Genomic DNA, 18,345 nt, shown 5'->3' with positions numbered 1-18,345 from the left:
GCTCTAAAACAACTCAGAAGCAATCGCTTTTACATTATCACTCTTTCCCATAGAATAATAATGAAGCACTGGGACACCGGCTTGTTGTAACTCTTTAGATTGCGTAATTGCCCATTCAACACCAACTTGTCTAACCTGTTCATTAGTTTTACAACGGTCTACAGCTTCTATTAAATCTTCGGGTAAATCAATTTTAAAGACTTGTGGTAACAGTTGTAAATGGCGCTTTACAGCAATAGGTTTAATACCAGGAATTATAGGCACATTAATCCCTTCTGCTTTAGCGGCTGCAACAAAATCAAAATATTTTTTATTGTCAAAAAACATTTGTGTTACCACATAATCGGCACCAGCATCTACTTTTTCTTTTAGTCGTTTTAAGTCCGTCCTTAAGGAAGGTGATTCAATATGTTTTTCAGGATAACCAGCAACACCAATGCAAAAATCAGATTTATCATCTGCTTCAAGTACATCGTGTAAATAATGTCCTTTATTTAAATTTTGAATTTGACTCACTAAGCCTTTAGCAAACTGATGTCCACCATCACAGGCTTCAAAATATTGCTGATGCTTCATGGCATCTCCTCGCAAAGCCATCACGTTATTTATCCCTAAATAATGACAGTCTACTAATAAGTATTCAGTCTCTTCTTTTGTAAATCCACCGCACAATACATGTGGCACAGTATCAACATCATACTTATGCTTTATTGCGGCACAAATACCAACAGTTCCAGGTCGCATACGCGTGATTTTCCGATCCAAGAGGCCATCTTTTTCAATGTAGAGATACTCTTCTCTAGAGGTGGTAACATCTATAAAAGGAGGTTTAAATTCCATTAAAGGCTCAATATTATTATAGAGTTGCTGAATGCTATTTCCTTTTTTTGGTGGAATAATTTCAAAAGAAAATAGTGTTTTTCCGTTGGCGTTTTTTATGTGGTCTGTTACTTTCATATCAATTGCCCACGAGAGTGGGTATCTCTTTAATTACTAATTATATTCTAAAATAGATTCCTGTCTGCGCAGGAAAAACAACTAATCCGCAATATTCGGACTCAACCATTTCGTTGCTTCTTCATTTGAAATTTCTCTTCGTTTAGAGTAATCTTCAATTTGATCTTCTTTTATTTTTCCTAATCCAAAATAGCGCGCTTCAGGATTGGCAAAATAATAACCGCTGACACTGGCCGCTGGCCACATCGCTAGACTTTCGGTTAATTTTACACCAATGTTTTCTTCAACATTTAAAAGTTTCCAAATCGTTTGCTTTTCTAAATGATCTGGACACGCAGGATAACCTGGAGCGGGACGAATACCTTTATAACTTTCTTTAATTAAATCATCGTTAGTTAAGTTGTCATCATCAGTATAATTCCAATGGTTAATTCGTACCTCTTTGTGTAAATATTCCGCAAAAGCTTCAGCTAAACGATCGGCTAAAGCTTTAATCATAATAGAGTTGTAATCGTCGTGATCAGCTTCAAATTTTGCGGCTAACTCATGAGTTCCGAATCCTGTAGAGACACAAAAACATCCCATATAATCTTGTTTTCCTGTTGCTTTTGGAGCAATAAAATCTGATAAAGCGATGTTGGGTTTTCCTGCTGCTTTTTTAGATTGCTGACGAAGGGTTAAAAACTCATATGTGCTTCGACTGCGCTCAGCATGACTTTCTGGTAGTGTAATTTCAATATCATCATCATTAATCGTATTAGCTTCAAACAACCCGAAGATGCCTTTTGCCTTCAGTAATTTTTCATCAAAAATACGTTTCAGTAATTCTTGTGCATCAGCAAATAATATGGTTGCTTGTTCACCAACGATTTCATCCGTTAAAATCTCTGGATATTTTCCATGCAAATCCCAACTTCTAAAAAATGGAGACCAATCGATAAAATCTTCAAGTTTGGTAATATCAAAACCGTCTACTATTTCAATCCCTAATTGTTTTGGTTTTACAATTTCAGAAGTGTTCCAATTAATTTTGAATTTGTTTTTTCGAGCTTCAGCAATCGTTAAATATTCTTTTTTCTTGGTGCGTTTTAAGAATTGTTCTCGGAATTTATCATACTCTTCGCGAATCTGATCTTTATAAATTTTACTGTCCTTTTTTAATAAATCACCAACTACTGTTACCGCTCGCGATGCATCGTTAATATATACAACAGTATTGCTATAATGTGGTGCGATTTTTACAGCAGAATGTGCTCTAGAGGTTGTAGCTCCCCCAATTATAATTGGAATTGTTACGTTTTGTTTTTCGAGTGCTTTAGAGACATAAACCATTTCGTCTAGCGATGGTGTTATTAAGCCGCTCAGCCCAATAATATCAACCTTTTCTCTTATGGCTGTTTCCACAATTTTTTCAGGTGGCACCATAACTCCAAGGTCAATGATTTCATAATTATTACAACCTAAAACGACACTCACAATATTCTTTCCAATATCATGCACATCTCCTTTGACGGTTGCCATTAAAATTCGACCTGCAAATTCTTGTTTCCCGTCTTTCTCAGCTTCAATAAAGGGTTGAAGATAGGCCACCGCCTTTTTCATGACGCGAGCCGATTTTACCACTTGGGGTAAGAACATTTTACCACTTCCAAATAAATCACCAACCACATTCATACCAATCATTAAATGACCTTCTATAACATGAATTGGTTTCTCCGAAGCTTTTCGTGCTTCTTCAACATCTTCTATAATAAAGGCATCAATACCTTTAACTAAAGCGTGTGTAATTCGTTCTTGTAAAGGATCGCTTCGCCATTCTAAGACTTTATCTTCCTGTTCTTTTTTCTGTCCTTTTACCGATTCGGCATAATCCAATAAGCGTTCTGTAGCATCATCGCGTCTATCAAATAAAACATCTTCGACCCGTTCTAATAAATCTTTATCTATTTCGTCATAGATTTCGAGCATTGTTGGGTTAACGATTCCCATATTCATACCATTTTTAATCGCATGATATAAAAAAGAGGAGTGCATCGCTTCACGAACAACGTTATTACCTCTAAAAGAAAACGACACATTACTGACTCCACCAGAAACATTAGCATAAGGTAGATTTTCGCGAATCCATTTGGTGGCTTCAAAAAAGTCGAGTGCATTTCTACGATGCTCATCCATTCCTGTTGCCACAGGAAATATATTAGGATCAAAGATGATATCTTGAGGCGGAAATTTAAGTTCGTTAACCAAAATATGATACGAACGTCTACAAATTTCTATACGTCTGTTGTAAGTATCGGCTTGGCCATCTTCATCAAAAGCCATCACCACAACAGCGGCTCCATATCGCTTAATAAGTTTCGCTTGGTGCTTAAATTGCGCTTCCCCTTCTTTTAAACTGATGGAATTAACCACACATTTACCTTGAGCAACTTGAAGTCCAGCTTCGATGATTTCCCATTTAGAACTATCGATCATTAATGGAATTCTAGAAATATCGGGCTCTGAAGCAATGAGGTTTAAAAAGGTCGTCATGGCATAAACACCATCTAACATGCCTTCGTCCATATTAACATCTAGAATTTGAGCTCCACCATCGACTTGGTCTCTGGCTACTTCTAAGGCCTCGTCGTATTTTTCTTCTTTTATTAAACGAAGAAATTTTCGGGAACCAGTAACGTTTGTTCGTTCACCTATATTTATGAAATTACTTTCAGGAGTTACTACGAGTGGTTCTAAACCAGAGAGCGTTAAATACTTAGGGTTGTTAGTTGTTGGTTGTTGGTTGTTGGGTGCACTCATGTTATTCTTTGGATTTGAAATAATTAATGAATCCGTTTAGTAATTTTTTACAAGATGTTACTTGTATTAAAATAGTCTCTAATTGCGCTTTAGAGATATCATTTAAATCAAAAGCTAAATAAAGTTGCGTTTCTAATTCAAACAAAGAACCTCTTGATATATATAAAAAATGAATAGTTTCTTTGTTAGATTGTCGTCCTAATCCTTCTGCAATATTTGATGGAATTGATATAGAACATCTTTTTAGCTGATTCGTTAAAGCGTATAATTCTTCTTTAGGGAATAAATCGCTCAGTAAATAAACGTTTTTCACAAGTTCCCTAGAGGATTTCCAAACATCTAATTCTGTATAATTCATTTCTTCTTTTTTAAAACTGACAACCATCAACTAAACACCAGCAACTAATTGCCTCGGTTGATACTTTTCAGCCACTTCCGCAATTGCTTTTATATGCGCAGGACTCGTGCCGCAGCAACCACCAATTATATTTATTAAGTCATCTTTAAGGTAGTCTTCAATAAATTGCTGCATTTGCTTTGGTGATTCTTCATATTCCCCAAAGGCATTTGGTAAACCTGCATTTGGATGTGCTGAGGTGAAAAATTCAGTTTCGTTAGATAAACGTTGCAAGTAGGGTTTTAACTGTTCTGCTCCCAGGGCACAATTAAAACCAACACTTAATAGTGGAATGTGTGATATGGAAGCTAAAAAAGCTTCTACTGTTTGTCCCGATAAGGTTCTGCCAGAAGCATCTGTAATGGTTCCAGAAACCATAATTGGGATATCGATATGGCGTTCTTCCTTTACTTCTTCAATTGCAAATAATGCCGCTTTAGCATTTAAAGTATCAAAAATAGTTTCCACTAAAAGTAGATCAACACCTCCATCAATAAGTGCTTCAACTTGTTGTTTGTAGGCGATGCGTAACTCATTAAATGTAATCGCTCTGTATTCTGGTCGGTTCACATCTGGTGATAAACTCGCTGTTTTGTTGGTTGGGCCAATACTTCCTGCAACAAAACGTGGTTTTGCAGGGTTTTCTTTTGTGAATTTATCAGCGACTTGTTTGGCGATTTTTGCAGATTCAAAATTCAACTCGTACACCAAATCTTCCATGTCATAATCTGCCATGGCAATTGTAGTTCCAGAAAAGGTGTTGGTTTCTACAATATCTGCTCCAGCTTCAAAATACTTTGCATGTATTTCTGCAATGGCAACCGGTTGTGTTAGTGATAGTAAATCATTATTGCCTTGTAATGGAGACGGATAATCTTTAAAGCGTTCTCCTCTAAAATCGTCCTCTGTGAATTTGTATTGCTGAAGCATAGTTCCCATGGCTCCATCGAGAACTAAGATGCGTTTTTCTAACTCTTTTCTGATATTTGCCATTAGTTTAAGGCTTGTTTTAAATCGTTAATAATGTCTTCAGGATGTTCTAAACCAACAGAAACTCTGATGAGTCCACCTGTTATTCCAGTTTGTAATCGAATATCTTCTGGTATTTTAGCGTGTGTTGTAGATGCAGGATGCGTTACAATGCTTCGTGTATCTCCTAAATTTGCAGATAGTGATAATAGTTGAATCGCATTAAGAAACTTACGGCCCGCTTCAATGCCACCTTTAATTTCAAAGGCGACAATTGTGCCACCTTGTGACATTTGTTTTTTTGCTAATTCGTATTGTGGATGCGATTTTAAAAAAGGATACTTTACAAAATTCACGTTGCCATGCGATTCTAAAAAAGTAGCAACCTTTAAAGCATTGTCGCAATGCCTGTCAACTCTAACAGGAAGTGTTTCTAAACTTTTAGACAAAATCCAAGCGTTAAAAGGGGATAAGGCTGGGCCTGTATTTCGAGAAAATAAATAGATTTTTTGAATTAATTCTGAACTTCCAACCGTTACACCACCTAAGACCCTGCCTTGTCCATCAATTAATTTTGTTGCAGAATGAATAACTAAATCAGCACCAAATTTAATAGGTTGTTGCAAGTAAGGTGTGGCAAAGCAATTATCGATTATGAAGATTAAACCATGTTTTTTCGCAATATTTCCTAAGCGCTGTAAGTCTAGAATATCGACAGCTGGGTTGGTTGGGCTCTCAGCGTAAATTACTTTTGTATTGGGTTGAATTAGACTTTCAATGGTATCTAATTCATCTATTTTAAAGTAGCTATTCGAAATATTCCACTTTGGTAAAATATTATTAAATAGGGTTTGAGTTGATCCAAAAATACTGCGACAAGACACAATATGATCGTCAGCATTTAATAGGGCTGCAAAAGTTGAAAACACAGCAGACATCCCAGAAGCAAAAGCATACCCACGTTCCGCACCTTCCATTAAACAGATTTTTTCTACAAATTCTGAGGTGTTAGGATTAGAATAGCGACTGTAAATATTACGTTGTTTTTCGTCTGCAAATGAGGCGCGCATATCTTCGGCATCTTCAAAAACATAACTCGATGTAAGGTATAAAGGGCTAGAATGCTCTAAAAACTGCGAACGCTCTATTTGAGTACGTATCGCTTGTGTTTCAGTATGTTTTAAATTCATTTTCTAATAATTTAAGTAAATCAATAAACTTAAATACGCCACAGACGTATGTATAGAAAATGTTATAAAGAATTGTAATTACAGATGAGTAATTATAGTTTGGTTATCTATCCAATTGCGCGATAAATGAATCGACAATAACGTAGAAGTTAGCACCTTCTTAATAAGTTTAAGGGTTGCTAAGGTTTCAAAGGGTCTAATCCCTCCACCTTTCTTGATAACATTTCAATAAGTTGCTTGAACTTTGTAAGTTACAATATTCCGAAAGAAAATAGGATTATACAAATTTTATTCACTTTATTTTAGCGAAGGCATATTGCATTTTAATTGTAACTTTGATTTTCCCTAAAAAAAAATATTATGTTAGAAAATTTCTGGTTTAATGTACAATATGGCATGAACCATGTATTAGATATTAACGGTTATGACCATATTCTTTTTTTAATGGTATTGGCTGTGCCTTATGTTTTTAATGATTGGAAACGTGTCCTTGTTTTAGTAACGACATTTACGTTAGGACATACACTATCATTGGTTTTGGCAGCTTATGGTATTGTAAGTATAAATGGTGAATTGGTAGAGTTTTTAATACCAGTCACTATTTTAATTATGGCTATTTATAACGTGTTTACTGCGGGTAAAAAATCGAAAACAGGTAAAATTGGCTTATTGTTTTTTACAACCTTGTTTTTCGGAATCATACACGGCTTAGGTTTTGCAAGAGAGTTTAAAATGTTTTCTGGTCAATCGGAAAATAAACTAGAACTTCTCATTGAATTCGCTTTAGGGATAGAACTTGCCCAAGTTATCATTGTTTTTATTGTCTTGTTTTTAGGATTTTTATGTCAAACAATCTTTAGGTTTTCGCGTCGCGATTGGGTTATGGTAGTCTCTGCTATTGTAATTGGTTTGGTTATTCCAATGATACTTGAGAGTAATTTTCTAAAATAAGCCAAAAAGTTTGGTAAAACTTTAACGAGAAGGTAATGGCATATAAAATACTATCCGTTTATCTTCGTTACGTACATAGTACGTTTGTATAACACTAATTATTAATGTCAAAGGCAAAACAATTACGCTACGATAAAGCTTATTTAAGAATTGCGAAAGAATGGGGGAAATTGTCTCATTGTAAACGTAAACAAGTAGGTGCACTTATTGTTAAAGATAGAATGATCATTTCTGATGGTTATAATGGTACACCAACAGGCTTTGAGAATTATTGCGAAGATGATGAAGGTTATACCAAGTGGTACGTTTTACATGCTGAGGCAAACGCCATTTTAAAGGTAGCCTCATCAACACAGTCATGTAGAGGTGCAACGTTATACATTACGCTTTCACCTTGTAAAGAATGCAGTAAGTTAATCCATCAAGCAGGTATTGTCCGAGTCGTTTACCAACAAGATTATAAGGATTGCTCAGGAATTGATTTTCTAAAAAAAGCAGGAATTGAATTAGAACTTATAGAAGATTTAAATGCAGATTCCCCTTCAGACGGGAAATAGTATGGCAACAAAAAATAAATACATACCACTTATAATTGGTGTTGCAATAGCAGCAGGCGTTATTATAGGTGGAAAATTGAATTTTTCTGACACCTCAGATAATCTCTTCACCACAAATAGCAAAAAGGATAAACTCAATCGGTTAATAGATTATATCGATTACGAGTATGTAGAAGAGGTTAATACAGATAGCATAGTAGATGTTACTGTCAATGGTATTTTACACAATTTAGATCCGCATTCAACGTACATTCCTAAAGAAGATTTAGAACGAATTACCGAAAACATGAAAGGTGATTTTGTTGGTATTGGCATTAATTTTTATGCTTATAATGATAGCATTGCGGTAATTAGACCTACGGAATATGGTCCGAGTGAGCGTGCTGGTATTATGAGTGGTGACCGCATTCTTTTTGCGGATGGAGACACACTTTATGGCTCTAATATCTCGACTGAATTTATAGGTCAGAAACTAAAAGGAGATGAGAATACGAATGTAAAACTTACGGTTTATAGAAAGGGTGAAGATGAATTATTAGAGTTTGATATTAAGCGAAAAGCCATACCTATAAAAAGTATTGATGCAGCCTATATGCTTACCGATGATTTGGGGTATATAAAAATGAACCGCTTTGCCGAGTCTACCTTCAAAGAATTTAAATTGGCGTTAATTGAATTAAAAGAACTTGGTGCTACTAAATTAGCCTTGGATCTTCGCGATAACCCAGGTGGTTTTTTAGGTATTGCGGAGCAAATTGCAGATGAATTTTTAGAGGACGATAAGCTTATATTATTCACAAAAGATAAGCGAGGAAAAGAAGAACGTATATACGCCACCAAACGCGGAGACTTCGAAGAAGGGGAACTCTATATTCTTATCAATGAAAATTCGGCATCAGCGAGTGAAGTTATTGCAGGTGCGCTTCAAGATAATGATAAGGGTATTATCGTGGGTAGACGTTCTTACGGAAAGGGTTTAGTACAACGCGAAATGGCTTTAGGCGATGGCAGTGCTGTACGATTAACAGTGTCTAGATATTACACGCCAACGGGTCGCTCTATACAAAAGCCATATACTAATGGCGAAAGTGAAAGTTATCATAATGATTATTACAAGCGCTTAAGAACCGGGGAATTAGCAGATGAAGAAAGTATCGTTGTTGATGACTCTTTAAAATTTACCACGCCAAAAGGAAAAGTGGTTTATGGAGGGGGAGGTATCATTCCAGATGTGTTTGTGCCTGTAGATCGTTTATTTGATAATGAAACCATCAATTACTTAAGACGTCGGGGACATTTTGGTTATTTTGTTTTTGAAGAATTAGATAAAGATCGCACCATCTATCAAGATATATCTAAGTACGATTTTATTAATAATTTTGAAGTGAGTGATGATATTGTAGTCAGTTTTCAAGATTACATTAATAAAAGAGAGCGTACTAATATCACTTTCACTGTTTATAATGCGGAAATAAAACGCTTAATAAAAGCAACATTAGCACAACAGTTATATGATGATAATGCGTTTGAAGAAATCTTAAATAAAGAAGATATTATGGTCCAAGAAGTAATTCTTTTAAGTACAGAGCATCCTGATTTTAAGCAATAACTTTATCGTGAATTTTGGTTTGCTTCCCATCATTCCAAAGTGTTAAAATATCGGTTGCCACATGAGCGCCACTTCCACTAGCCATAGCAAATTGACTACGCCAACCGGCTAAAGTCCCAGCAACATATAGATTGTCTTCAATAAGATGGTCTGTGTTTTTTAACCAAATTCTATCTTTCTCAATAGCGGCTCTTGGATGTGGTTCTATATAGTTTTCGAGACCTTCTATGGTCATTAAGTTAGTATAGCCAACGGCAATGACAACGATCTTAGAATAATAGTTATTTTTATTTGTAGTCACTATAAAACCATCCTTATCTTTCTGTATCGCACTTACTTTTTCATTTTCAATTTGAGAAACATGCGGATAAATGGTAGCTAATTGTGATTTACCTTCCGTTAAAATATCTGAACCTAAAGTACCCGGTTGTAACCCTAAAACATTATTAAATAAAGCGGTTTGAAGGTGCGATGTTTTTTGGTGCATTATAATGCCAATCTGTTTGCCTTCTGCGAAAGGTTTGTTTTTTGCAGACCCCAAGACTAAAGCACAAGATAACCCTGCTGCTCCACCACCGATAATTAATGCATCAAAATCCATTAGCGACGTTTACTTAGTTTTTCAATCTTCTTAGAAATTCTTAAAATTTGTACTAATATAAGTGCACAAAGTGCAGCTACAATTGTAATTAAGGCTGTTTGACTTTCTCCTTGTAAGAGTGCATCAAAATTTAACTTTGTGGTATTAAAAATAATAAGTGCTAATGCTATAACTGATAGAATAAGTGTAAGTACTTTCATGTTTAAAAATTTAAGCCAGTAAAGCTTTAATGTTATGCGCAAATAATTTTACTGCGATGGCTAACAAAATTACACCAAATATTTTTCTTATAATGTTAATTCCGTTTGCACCTATAATACGTTCAATTTTTGAAGACGTTTTTAGTACAATATAAATGACAACAACATTACTAATTACAGCAACGATAATATTTTCAATAGCAAATTCTGCACGTAACGATAATAACGTAGTTAAAGTCCCTGGGCCTGCCATTAACGGGAATGCTAATGGAAAAACAGAAGCAGTAACCGAACTGTGTTCGTCGTCTTTATAAAGTGTAATACCTAAAACCATTTCTAGTGCAATAAAGAATATAACAAAGGCACCAGCAACAGCAAATGAGTTGACATCAATACCAATAAGACTTAATAAACTCTTTCCTACAAAAAGGAAAATAATCATTATTACACCTGCAATAATAGAGGCTTTTCCACTTTGAATATGCCCCACTTTTTTACGAAGATCTATGATAATTGGAATGTTTCCAATGATATCAATAACCGCAAAAAGAATCATGAAAGCTGTAAATATTTCTTTAAAATTAAGTTGCATTTTTCGAGTATTTTAAATCATTTATAACGTCTAAAACAGGGCTATAAGTTATTGGTTTTTAATTGCTTAATAGCTATATTTTAGTATGGTTTTTGAAATTTTTTGCAAAGGTGCGATATTATTAAAGATTTTCAATGGAAAATTGCGGTTAAGTTTAAGTATTTTTGCGGCATGTTTCAACTCGGAAAAACCATAGTTTCAGAAGATATTATAGAAAAGGATTTTGTTTGCAATCTTTCGGCTTGTAAAGGTGCATGTTGTATCGATGGTGATGCAGGTGCTCCTTTAGAAAAAGATGAGGTTAAAATCTTAGAAGATATTTATCCCAAAGTAAAACCATTTCTTCGTAAAGAAGGTATCGATGCTATTGAGGCCCAAGGGACTTCAATAACGACTGATTTTGGAGATTTTGAAACGCCATTAATTAATGGTGCAGATTGTGCTTACGTCATTTTTGACGAGAAGAAAACGGCACTTTGTGCTATAGAAGAGGCTTACAATCAAGGAGAAATTAAATGGAAGAAACCAGTGTCTTGCCATTTATATCCCATACGAATAAGAGAGTATACGGAGTTCTCTGGTGTAAATTATGATAAGTGGGAAATTTGTGATGATGCCTGTTCTTTAGGTAAAGAATTACAAGTGCCTGTTTACAAATTTGTAAAGGAAGCACTTATTAGAAAGTTTGGAGAGGATTGGTATGCTGAATTAGAAAAAGTAGCCGAAACTTATAAGCGGTAAGCTTTATAAATTTTAGCTTCATTTATCTAATTTCTTTTTTAACGTCTCTAGTTTATAAACTGAGTCTTTAATTTTGTAGGTATTTGTAAGATTATTTTAGTGCCAGACGGTTTTTCGTTTTCATATAAATCTTCAATTTTCAAAGTGTATGAATTTTGAAATGCTTCCGAAAAATTAGCCAATCGAGCTTTAGTAATATCTATACCTACTGAGTTTCGTTCTAGTCGTTTTCTATCATTTATTTTTTTTGATGCATTTCTGCCAATACCATTATCTGTAATTTCAACAGTAATAAAATTGGGTGAGTCTTTACTAACGTTTAAGATTATTTTTTTGTTATTAGATTTCGAAGATAAACCATGCCATAACGAGTTTTCTAAAAAAGGTTGAAGCACTAAAGAAGGTAATTTTGTGATTTCTGTATTTATAGTAGGGTCTACCGTAATCGTAAAATCGATTTCATTTGAAAACCGAATGTTTTCAATATTCATATACAATTTCATGGTCTCAAGCTCATCATTAAGAGAGGTTTCTTTTTCTTTTGATGCCATTAAAATCTTTCGGATGAGCTTCGAAAATTTGTTGAGATAATAAACTGCATTAGTTTTATCATTATTAATGATATAGAGCTTTATAGAATTTAGGGAGTTAAATATAAAATGAGGATTCATCTGACTCCGCAACATGTCTTGTTCTAAAGTTAAGATGTGTTTATCGCGCTTTAAGGCTTTTGTTCTTTGAATAATAAAAAGGGCAACACCTATAATTCCTAAGAGTAGGGACGTGTAGAGCAAGATCTGTTTATTCCGCTCTAAGCGTAAGCGAACAGATTCATTTTCTAGCGCTAACGCTTTTATCTGATTGTTTTTATTTTCGTTTTCATATTGTACGGCAATGTCATTAACGTATTGTAAGTTTTGTTCCGTTAATATGGTGTTTTCTATTTCAACGGCTTCTTGGTAGTACTTTAAGGCTGTTTTAAAATCCTTGTTCTTTTGGTTGAGTTGAGATAATAGTTTGCTAGATTCTGCAACCGTAGATTTTAAATTATAAGAATTGGCTATGTTGAGTGCTTTTTTTAAATGTGTTTCTGCAGAACTAAGTTGATTGGTTTCTATTTCTAACTGTCCCAGGTTAAGGTACGACGCCGAAATATAATATTGGTCGTCAATATCTAATGCTTTGTTTAGAGCTTCTTTTATAATCGGTTCGGCTTTCTTGTAATTGTGTTGTTTTAGATAGATGCCTCCAATACTATTGTAGCAGATAACACGTCCGATTTCAGAATCAATCATATTGTTATAGTCTAGTGATTGTTGAAAGTTAGATAAGGCTAAGTTTAAATCCCCTTTAGCTTCTTGTGCATAACCTATGTTGTGGTAGTTAATAGCTAATCCTAATTTATTATCTATACTTTTTTCAATTGCAAGAGATTTATTAAATTGATTGATGGCTAAATCGTATTGTTTTAGTGCTAAATAAATATTGCCAATACTGTTTTGTGAAACAGCAATGTTCTCTGTTACGGTTTGTGATGGTTCTAATACGGAATATGCAATTTTTAGAGCTTCTGTATGGTAATCTAAAGCCGGTTTAACCACATCCATCCGTCTGTAAATAACACCTATCATATTTAGACTAATAATTTTAAATTCGGTGCTTTCTGCCTTATCTGCATAAACTTCTGCCTCTTTATGTAAGGCAATAGCTTCATTGTAATTAGAAATGTTTCTTTGAATGACGCCTAAGGCATTAAGGGCATAACTACAGCTTTCAATTGAAGCGATGTCTTTAGAAACAGTAAGCAAGCGTTTCATTTTTAGACTGTCTTGTTTAAATGGTTCAAATAAGGAGTCGATTTCAGTGTATAGCGTAGTGCTATTGTTTTTTATGTAGATTAATGAGTTTTGAAAACTTGTTTGTTGCGCAGAACTATAGAAACTATAAAAGAAAAAAACCAGACACAGGTTTAATAGTTGAGACTTAAACAAATAATTCATGATTGCGATTTATAGTTTTTCAAGAAAATCGGATTTTCGTTGTCTCGCTACAGGGATTTTATGATCACTGTCCATAATAACATAGCCTTCATTTTTTATAAATGCTTTTATTTTGTTGAGGTTAATAATGTAGGAGTTGTGAATTCTAAAAAAATAATGCTCTGGTAAGATGGCATCAACTTCTTTTAGTTTTTTTGTAAGCACTATTTTTTTCTGATTCTGTAAAAATAGCGTGCTGTAATTTCCATCAGATTCTATATATATGATATCATCAACATCTAAAAAGAGTAGTTTGCCATCCGTGTTAATGGTAATCTTTTTTTTATCGAATTGCGAATTAAAATTAGTGAGCATACGCTCTAGTTTTTGGGAGTTGATGGTACGCTCGCTATGTTTTTTGATTTTTGAGATGCAGTTCCTTAAGTCGTCTGAGTCTATAGGTTTTAATAGGTAATCAATAGCATCATGTTTTAGAGCTTTAATAGCATATTCGTCGTATGCTGTAGTTATAACCACAGCAAAGTCGGGGTTGTTGAGTTGCTCTAAAAATTGAAAACCACCAATAGTAGGCATTTGCACGTCTAAGAATAAGCAATCTGGTATATGCGAGTTTAAATAGGTGAGCGCTTCATCTGGATTAGTAAAGGAGGCCATAACTTCTATTTCTTCGCTAAAATTGCTGATTTCCCAAATTAAGCTTTGTACAGCTTTTGGTTCATCGTCTACGATTACTGCTTTTAACATGTTTATAAATTATTAAATCTAAATATAGGAATATATTGAGTGTTAGGGATATAAATATGTATGTAATGCATGGTTTTGTGTATAGCGTGCTAAAAATATCCGAAGAAAAATAGTGCATCCAGATATACACTTTTTTTTACCAATTATACATTACATCGTTGAATTATAGTAAATTATAGTCATATTTGTGTAATGAAATGAACCAAAAATTACAGCAAATTAGGGGTTTGCTTTTTGGTTTATATGCTATTAATTAGTAAAATTTAGAGCTTTAAAATTCTAATCTTTCATTACTGTGTTAATTTGTAATACGTAATTTTTTTAATTACTTATTATTAGTTTTAGTTAGTTATTAGGGAAAAAAGAGCGTTATATCAACGCTCTTTTTTGTGGCTTAATTTCAATGAAATATTTATATCTTAATCGTCAATAAACTCGGTTGTTAACCTTCGTTTTAACACGATTAAACTTACATTTTTATTTGTATTTTATTTGTTTTAATTGTCTAATATACAGTTATTTAGTTTCGTTTTCGGCAATCTTCTCTTTTCTTCCACTATAAACTGATTTGTTAAGAACTTGTTGACAATGTTTATAAAATTAGCTTTCATTTTTACTGACAATTGTCAATCTTTGTAGCGAGCAAAATAAAATAGATTTTTCTAGTTTTTGGATTTGAAAATCGTGAGGAAAAATCATTTTTTATAAAATTCAGCCCTTTATTTCTATAAAGGAAAAATATAAAACGTTTAACGGATTTACCCAATCAGTTTAGAATGGTTTCATACCACTCTAATGACTAGATAGGCTTTAAAATTAAAAGAAATATGGAGATTACTCAGATTATAAAAAGAGATTATGAAACAAGTCCGTTTGTTTTAAATAAAATCACAAATGCTATTGAGAAAGCAATGCTTTCTGTAGGAAATGGGAGTAAGGAAGATGCCAATACCATTTCTGTAAATGTGTTACAAACATTATTAGATAGAAAGGGAAGAGATCATAATTATTTACCTACTGTAGAAGAGGTTCAAGATCTTGTTGAAGAAAAATTAATGACAAGTTCTTTTCCTAGTGTTGCAAAAGCATACATATTATATAGAGACGAACAAGCGAGAAGTAGAAAAACAAACATTTTTGAAAAGCGTATTAACTTAAAGCCTTACGAGTATCCTGAGCTTAATGAGTATGTAGATGCGATTAGACATTCATATTGGATTCATTCTGAATTTAACTTTACTAGTGATATTCAAGATTTCAAAACAAGATTGACTATTGTAGAGCAAAACGCGATTAAAAACACCATGCTTGCTATTTCTCAAATTGAAGTAGCCGTAAAATCGTTTTGGGGAGAGATTTACAATAAAATGCCTAAGCCAGAAATAGGATCTGTAGGTGCTACTTTTGCAGAAAGTGAAGTACGTCATCATGATGCTTATTCTCACTTATTAGAAATATTAGGTCTTAATAACGAATTTAAAAACCTAAAGAAAAAGCCGGTAATAATGAGACGTGTTCATTATTTAGAAACCGCTTTAAAAAATGCTAAAAGTGAAGACAATAAAGAATATGCAGAGTCAATTTTATTATTCTCTCTATTTATTGAGCATGTGTCTTTATTCTCTCAGTTTTTAATCATCATGGCTTTCAATAAGCATAAAAACATGCTAAAAGGTGTTTCTAATGTAGTTGAAGCAACATCAAAAGAAGAGCAAATTCACGGAGATTTCGGAATTGATATTATCAAAATTATCAAAAACGAAAATCCAACTTGGTTTGATGCAGAACATAGCGAATTAGTAAGAGACTTATGTAAAGAAGCTTTTGACTCTGAAAGCAAACTAGTAGATTGGATTTTTGAAGCAGGAGAATTAGAGTTCTTACCTAAAAATGTGATTAATGAATTTATTAAAAACAGATTTAATAATTCTTTAGAAAGCATTGGTATTGACAAAGTATTTGATGTAGATGAAACATTACTAGCACAAACCGAATGGTTTGATGACGAAATTATAGGAACAAAACATGGAGATTTCTTCGTGAAGCGTTCAATAAACTATGCAAAGAGACAAAAAAGTGTAACCGGAGACGACCTATTTTAATACGACTTATTTTTAAACCACAAACGACCATATGAACCAAGACATCAAAAACACAGTGATTCAAGAATCAACAACAACATCTAGCCACGATGAATTAATTAAAGCTAGAAAAGAAGCTATTAAAGAAGCAAAAGCAGAACCAGAAATTAAGTGGTTAACTGAGCATAGTCGTCAATTTTTAGCCTCTGGTTACCTTACAGGTGATACAACACCAGAAGAAAGAATTAGAGAAATTGCTAACAATGCAGAAAAAATATTAGGTATCGATGGTTTTGCAGATAAGTTCTATGGCTATATGGCTGAAGGGTATTATTCATTAGCATCTCCGGTGTGGTCAAACTTTGGAAAAAGACGTGGCTTACCAATTAGTTGTTTTGGGTCGCATATTTCTGATGATATGGGAGATATCCTTTATACACAGTCGGAAGTTGGAATGATGTCTAAATTAGGAGGTGGTACTTCTGGTTATTTTGGAAAATTGCGTCATAGAGGTGCTCCTGTAAAAAATAACGGTGAGTCTTCTGGTGCAGTTCACATTATGCAGTTGTTCGAAAAAATGGTCGATGTTGTAAGTCAAGGGTCAGTGAGAAGAGGTCGTTTTTCTCCATACTTACCAATAGAGCATCAAGATATCCACGAGTTTTTAGAAATAGGAACAGAAGGAAATCCAATTCAAGAGTTAACACATGGTGTTACTGTAGGTGATGAGTGGATGCAAGAAATGATTGATGGCGATTCAGATAAAAGAGCTATTTGGGCAAAAGTATTACAACGTAGAGGAGAAATAGGATACCCTTATATTTTCTTTAGAGACAATGCTAACAACAATGCTCCGGATGCTTATAAAGATCAAAAACATGAGATTTACGCCAGTAACTTATGTTCAGAAATTATGTTACCTACAAACGATCGTTGGTCATTTGTTTGTGTATTATCTTCTATAAACTTATTACATTATGATAAGTGGAAAGATACCGATGCTGTTGAAACAATGGTATATTTCTTAGATGCTGTTTTAGAAGAGTTTATTACAAAATTAGAAGTGTATAGAGATTCTGAAAACCGAGACGATAGACATACATTTATGTTTATGGAAAAGGCATACACGTTTGCTAAAGAAAACAGAGCTTTAGGTTTAGGAGCTTTAGGGTGGCACTCATTATTACAATCTAAAATGGTAGGTTTTGATAGTAAAGAGGCATTTGACTTAAACAGTGAAATCTTTAAAACAATTAAAGATAAATCGGTTAAAGCTTCAGAAGAATTAGCTGAGTTATTTGGTGAGCCAGAAGTATTAAAAGGATACGGAAGACGTAACACCACATTAAATGCTGTAGCACCAACAACATCTTCAGCGTTTATTTTAGGACAAGTATCACAAGGTATTGAGCCAATTTGGTCTAACAGTTATGTAAAGGATATTGCAAAAATCAAAACAACGATTAAGAATCCTTACTTATTAGAGCTTTTAAAGGAAAAAGGAATGAACACTAATGACGTTTGGAAAAGCATCCGTGATTATGATGGTTCTGTACAACATTTAGAAGGTCTTACAGAAGAAGAGAAAAATGTGTTTAAAACCTATTCTGAAATTGATCAAATGACAATTATCTACCAGGCAGCAAACAGACAAAACCATATAGATCAATCACAATCGTTGAACATTATGGTGCATCCAGATATGCCAGTAAAAGATATTAATAAAATCTATGTTACCGCTTGGCAATTAGGTGTAAAATCATTGTACTACCAACACAGTATGAATGCTGCACAGAAGTTTAAGCAAAAGAAAGATTGTACGAGTTGTGAAGGGTAATAAATTGCTGCGAAGGCAGTAATCTAAATAATTTAAGTGTTAAAAAAGAGGTCGTCTAAAAACAATTTAGGCGACCTTTTAATTTTTAATCATGTTGGTTTTATTGTTAAGATACTTGAT

16 protein-coding genes and 1 riboswitch are annotated in these 18,345 nt (G+C 33.8%); of the genes, 6 read left to right on the top strand and 10 right to left on the bottom strand.

Annotated features, from left to right (window positions below; translation table 11 throughout):
- Positions 1-3: 3 nt before the first annotated feature.
- From metF to HM984_RS08625, 5 genes are all read right to left on the bottom strand, one after another.
- Positions 4-957 (bottom strand): methylenetetrahydrofolate reductase [NAD(P)H], encoded by a 954-nt coding sequence (metF, locus tag HM984_RS08645; RefSeq protein ID WP_179348880.1) that lies wholly within the window; start codon positions 955-957, stop codon positions 4-6.
- An 81-nt stretch (positions 958-1,038) separates the two neighbouring features.
- The gene (gene metH / locus HM984_RS08640) at positions 1,039-3,756 is read right to left on the bottom strand and encodes a methionine synthase (protein WP_179348879.1); all 2,718 of its coding nucleotides are present in this window, start codon (positions 3,754-3,756) and stop codon (positions 1,039-1,041) included.
- 1 nt (position 3,757) lies between these two features.
- Positions 3,758-4,114, bottom strand: coding sequence for a four helix bundle protein (locus tag HM984_RS08635; RefSeq protein ID WP_115810905.1), 357 nt, complete (start codon positions 4,112-4,114; stop codon positions 3,758-3,760).
- 30 nt (positions 4,115-4,144) lie between these two features.
- Positions 4,145-5,146: a homocysteine S-methyltransferase family protein gene (locus HM984_RS08630; RefSeq protein WP_179348878.1), complete on the bottom strand. Its 1,002-nt coding sequence runs from the start codon at positions 5,144-5,146 to the stop codon at positions 4,145-4,147.
- Positions 5,146-6,312, bottom strand: a complete 1,167-nt coding sequence (locus HM984_RS08625; protein WP_179348877.1) for a trans-sulfuration enzyme family protein — start codon at positions 6,310-6,312, stop codon at positions 5,146-5,148. The genes HM984_RS08630 and HM984_RS08625 overlap by 1 nt, the downstream gene beginning before the upstream one ends.
- 100 nt (positions 6,313-6,412) lie before the next feature.
- A riboswitch (SAM riboswitch) is annotated at positions 6,413-6,536 on the bottom strand.
- Positions 6,537-6,672: 136 nt separating this feature from the next.
- On the opposite strand from HM984_RS08625, the gene HM984_RS08620 reads away from it, so the two are divergent.
- From HM984_RS08620 to HM984_RS08610, 3 genes are all read left to right on the top strand, one after another.
- Positions 6,673-7,263, top strand: a complete 591-nt coding sequence (locus tag HM984_RS08620) for a HupE/UreJ family protein (protein ID WP_179348876.1) — start codon at positions 6,673-6,675, stop codon at positions 7,261-7,263.
- Positions 7,264-7,367: 104 nt separating this feature from the next.
- Complete coding sequence (locus tag HM984_RS08615; RefSeq protein ID WP_115810614.1) at positions 7,368-7,820, top strand: deoxycytidylate deaminase; 453 nt, start codon at positions 7,368-7,370, stop codon at positions 7,818-7,820.
- Position 7,821: 1 nt separating this feature from the next.
- On the top strand, positions 7,822-9,429 hold the full coding sequence (locus tag HM984_RS08610) for a S41 family peptidase (protein WP_179348875.1): 1,608 nt from the start codon (positions 7,822-7,824) through the stop codon (positions 9,427-9,429).
- Here HM984_RS08610 and HM984_RS08605 read toward each other — a convergent pair.
- The 3 genes from HM984_RS08605 to HM984_RS08595 are packed head-to-tail and all read right to left on the bottom strand — an operon-like array spanning position 9,419 to position 10,822.
- Complete coding sequence (locus tag HM984_RS08605) at positions 9,419-10,030, bottom strand: FAD-dependent oxidoreductase (protein WP_179348874.1); 612 nt, start codon at positions 10,028-10,030, stop codon at positions 9,419-9,421. The genes HM984_RS08610 and HM984_RS08605 overlap by 11 nt on opposite strands.
- A complete protein-coding gene (locus tag HM984_RS08600) occupies positions 10,030-10,230 on the bottom strand; it encodes a hypothetical protein (protein WP_115810608.1) in 201 nt (66 codons plus the stop codon). The genes HM984_RS08605 and HM984_RS08600 overlap by 1 nt, the downstream gene beginning before the upstream one ends.
- A gap of 10 nt (positions 10,231-10,240) precedes the next feature.
- Positions 10,241-10,822: a MarC family protein gene (locus HM984_RS08595; protein WP_020898079.1), complete on the bottom strand. Its 582-nt coding sequence runs from the start codon at positions 10,820-10,822 to the stop codon at positions 10,241-10,243.
- A 171-nt stretch (positions 10,823-10,993) separates the two neighbouring features.
- Here HM984_RS08595 and HM984_RS08590 point away from each other — a divergent pair, with 171 nt between their 5' ends.
- On the top strand, positions 10,994-11,563 hold the full coding sequence (locus HM984_RS08590; protein WP_020898080.1) for a DUF3109 family protein: 570 nt from the start codon (positions 10,994-10,996) through the stop codon (positions 11,561-11,563).
- A gap of 47 nt (positions 11,564-11,610) precedes the next feature.
- Here HM984_RS08590 and HM984_RS08585 read toward each other — a convergent pair whose 3' ends face one another.
- A complete protein-coding gene (locus tag HM984_RS08585) occupies positions 11,611-13,380 on the bottom strand; it encodes a tetratricopeptide repeat-containing sensor histidine kinase (protein WP_257018473.1) in 1,770 nt (589 codons plus the stop codon).
- 192 nt (positions 13,381-13,572) lie between these two features.
- On the bottom strand, positions 13,573-14,307 hold the full coding sequence (locus HM984_RS08580; RefSeq protein WP_179348872.1) for a LytR/AlgR family response regulator transcription factor: 735 nt from the start codon (positions 14,305-14,307) through the stop codon (positions 13,573-13,575).
- 827 nt (positions 14,308-15,134) lie between these two features.
- Here HM984_RS08580 and HM984_RS08575 point away from each other — a divergent pair.
- Both HM984_RS08575 and HM984_RS08570 read left to right on the top strand, forming a co-directional pair.
- Positions 15,135-16,409, top strand: coding sequence for a ribonucleotide-diphosphate reductase subunit beta (locus tag HM984_RS08575; protein ID WP_179348871.1), 1,275 nt, complete (start codon positions 15,135-15,137; stop codon positions 16,407-16,409).
- A 31-nt stretch (positions 16,410-16,440) separates the two neighbouring features.
- Positions 16,441-18,225, top strand: coding sequence for a ribonucleoside-diphosphate reductase subunit alpha (locus HM984_RS08570; RefSeq protein ID WP_179348870.1), 1,785 nt, complete (start codon positions 16,441-16,443; stop codon positions 18,223-18,225).
- The last annotated feature ends 120 nt before the right edge of the window (positions 18,226-18,345 follow it).

This window comes from Winogradskyella pacifica, assembly GCF_013403915.1.
GTDB classification, from domain to species: Bacteria; Bacteroidota; Bacteroidia; order Flavobacteriales; family Flavobacteriaceae; genus Winogradskyella; species Winogradskyella pacifica.
This window is presented reverse-complemented; position numbering and strand designations above follow the sequence as displayed.

What these genes read in the sequence shown, in the direction of transcription:
- HM984_RS08585 (WP_257018473.1), bottom strand. Translation starts at nt 13,380, where the DNA reads ATGAAACGCTTGCTTACTGTTTCTAAAGACATCGCTTCAATTGAAAGC.
- HM984_RS08635 (WP_115810905.1), bottom strand. Translation starts at nt 4,114, where the DNA reads ATGAATTATACAGAATTAGATGTTTGGAAATCCTCTAGGGAACTTGTG.
- HM984_RS08625 (WP_179348877.1), bottom strand. Translation starts at nt 6,312, where the DNA reads ATGAATTTAAAACATACTGAAACACAAGCGATACGTACTCAAATAGAG.
- HM984_RS08570 (WP_179348870.1), top strand. Translation starts at nt 16,441, where the DNA reads ATGAACCAAGACATCAAAAACACAGTGATTCAAGAATCAACAACAACA.
- HM984_RS08615 (WP_115810614.1), top strand. Translation starts at nt 7,368, where the DNA reads ATGTCAAAGGCAAAACAATTACGCTACGATAAAGCTTATTTAAGAATT.
- HM984_RS08590 (WP_020898080.1), top strand. Translation starts at nt 10,994, where the DNA reads ATGTTTCAACTCGGAAAAACCATAGTTTCAGAAGATATTATAGAAAAG.
- HM984_RS08600 (WP_115810608.1), bottom strand. Translation starts at nt 10,230, where the DNA reads ATGAAAGTACTTACACTTATTCTATCAGTTATAGCATTAGCACTTATT.
- HM984_RS08610 (WP_179348875.1), top strand. Translation starts at nt 7,822, where the DNA reads ATGGCAACAAAAAATAAATACATACCACTTATAATTGGTGTTGCAATA.
- metH (WP_179348879.1), bottom strand. Translation starts at nt 3,756, where the DNA reads ATGAGTGCACCCAACAACCAACAACCAACAACTAACAACCCTAAGTAT.
- HM984_RS08580 (WP_179348872.1), bottom strand. Translation starts at nt 14,307, where the DNA reads ATGTTAAAAGCAGTAATCGTAGACGATGAACCAAAAGCTGTACAAAGC.
- HM984_RS08620 (WP_179348876.1), top strand. Translation starts at nt 6,673, where the DNA reads ATGTTAGAAAATTTCTGGTTTAATGTACAATATGGCATGAACCATGTA.
- HM984_RS08605 (WP_179348874.1), bottom strand. Translation starts at nt 10,030, where the DNA reads ATGGATTTTGATGCATTAATTATCGGTGGTGGAGCAGCAGGGTTATCT.
- HM984_RS08630 (WP_179348878.1), bottom strand. Translation starts at nt 5,146, where the DNA reads ATGGCAAATATCAGAAAAGAGTTAGAAAAACGCATCTTAGTTCTCGAT.
- HM984_RS08595 (WP_020898079.1), bottom strand. Translation starts at nt 10,822, where the DNA reads ATGCAACTTAATTTTAAAGAAATATTTACAGCTTTCATGATTCTTTTT.
- HM984_RS08575 (WP_179348871.1), top strand. Translation starts at nt 15,135, where the DNA reads ATGGAGATTACTCAGATTATAAAAAGAGATTATGAAACAAGTCCGTTT.
- metF (WP_179348880.1), bottom strand. Translation starts at nt 957, where the DNA reads ATGAAAGTAACAGACCACATAAAAAACGCCAACGGAAAAACACTATTT.